The organism is Streptomyces sp. NPDC048275 (assembly GCF_040652275.1).
Lineage (GTDB): Bacteria > Actinomycetota > Actinomycetes > Streptomycetales > Streptomycetaceae > Streptomyces.
The window spans coordinates 1-1,747 of sequence record NZ_JBEZLR010000246.1; the positions used below are offsets into that span (position 1 = coordinate 1).

Here is a 1,747-nt window from a genome sequence, read left to right on the forward strand (position 1 = left end):
CCTCATGTGTTCAGCTGAGGCCGTGACCTGACGCTCCGGCGGAAGAAGGGTGCCTCCCACCTGCGATGATCTGGACTGTCTAGATCAAAACCGTCGCGGAGAAGAGGCACCCAACAGGTGCAGGCTACCGAATGGGATCACCGGCTTGCCGTGCGGGCTGACGGCAAGAACCTGATCGGCCACGCGGGCGTGGTGCTGCTGCGGAAGGTCGCCGACCGCACCGGGTTGACCCTCGCGCTGAGTGCGGCGTTGCCGAAGGGCACCGGGCCGGGCTGGCGGGACCGCGGTGTGGCTCTGGTCCAGCTGGCCTGCGCGATCGTGCTCGGCGCGAGAAACGTCCTGGAGGCCGAGCAGTTCCAGTACCACTGGCGTCCGGTGTTCCCGCGGCCGGTCTCGGACAGCACCCTGCGCCGCGCCCTGGCGGCGATCGACGCCCCGGCTGCGGCCCGGGTGGAACGCGCCCGCGCCGCGATACGCCGCGTGGTGTGGACGCTGCTCGCCCTGCGCCCCGGCGGCTTCCCCTGGATCTCAGTGTGCGGCCGAAGGCTGACCGGCTGGTACGTCCTGGACCTGGACGCGACCATCGTCACCTGCGCCAGCCGGAAGGAAGGTGCGGCGGGCACCTTCAAGGGCAGCTTCGGCCACATGCCGCTGGGGGCGTGGGTGGCCAACACCCGCGAGTGCGTCGCGATGCTGCTGCGGCCGGGCAACGCGCCGCCCAACGACGTCGCCGACCACAAGAGCGTCCTGGCCGCCGCACTCGCGCAGCTCCCGCTGCCGCTGTGGTCGAAGCTGCTGATCCGGATCGACGGCGCGGCCTTCAGTCACGACGTCCTGGACCACCTCCAGACCCTGACCACCAGCCGGCGCCGGGTGCGCTGGGTGACCGGCTGGGCCATCAACACCGCGGACGAGCAGGCCATCGCGCTGCTGCCCGAGACCGTGTGGACGGCCGCGCTGCGGCAGGACGGCGAGGTCCACGAGATCAAAGGACCCGACGGCGAATGGCTGACCTACCAGGTCGCCGAGCTGACCGGTCTGCGCGACCTGACCGGCTGGCCGAAGGGGATGCGGCTGATCGTGCGCCGGGTCAAACCCTCACGGCGGGATGCGAAGAAGTTGACCGCCTTCGAGAAAAGCACCGGCTGGCGCTACCAGATCATCGCCACGAACATCCCTTCCCATCAGGGACTTTCCGGGGTGCCCGGCTCCGGGCAGGTGTGGTTCCTCGACGCCCTCTACCGTGATCACGCCGAGGTCGAGGACCGCGTCAAAGCGATCAAGCGGATCGGCCTCGGGCTGCTGCCCTCGAAGTCCTGGCAGCTCAACGTGGCCTGGGTACTGGCCGCCACGCTCGCCGCCGACCTCGACGCCTGGACCCGTCTCCTCCTCCTGCACGACAAACCCGAACTCGCCGCCGCGCAGCCGGAGACGCTCCGCATGAAGCTCTACCACCTGCCCGCACGCCTCACCGCCCACGCCCGACGCCGCACCCTCCACCTCGACCGCACCTGGCCATGGGCAGGCGCGTTCGCCGGCGCCTGGCGACGCGCCACCGAGCTTCCGGCCCGCACCTGACGGCCGGTCACCATCCCGACGACACAGGAGAGGACAGGAAGCATCACCCTCGGGCCCGTGGACCCCGACGCCCCCGCAGCGCATGCGAAGGCCCCTATACCGACCAGTCGGACAAACCGGGGCAAGGCGCCGAATCAGCGAGACCGATCAGACCGCTGACGAATCGAGG

The 1,747-nt window shown here is 70.2% G+C and carries 1 protein-coding gene; it reads left to right on the forward strand.

Going from position 1 to position 1,747, the window contains the following annotated elements:
• The first annotated feature begins 117 nt into the window (after window positions 1-117).
• The gene (locus tag AB0D57_RS47685; protein WP_362088767.1) at window positions 118-1,578 is read left to right on the forward strand and encodes an IS1380 family transposase; all 1,461 of its coding nucleotides are present in this window, start codon (window positions 118-120) and stop codon (window positions 1,576-1,578) included.
• The last annotated feature ends 169 nt before the right edge of the window (window positions 1,579-1,747 follow it).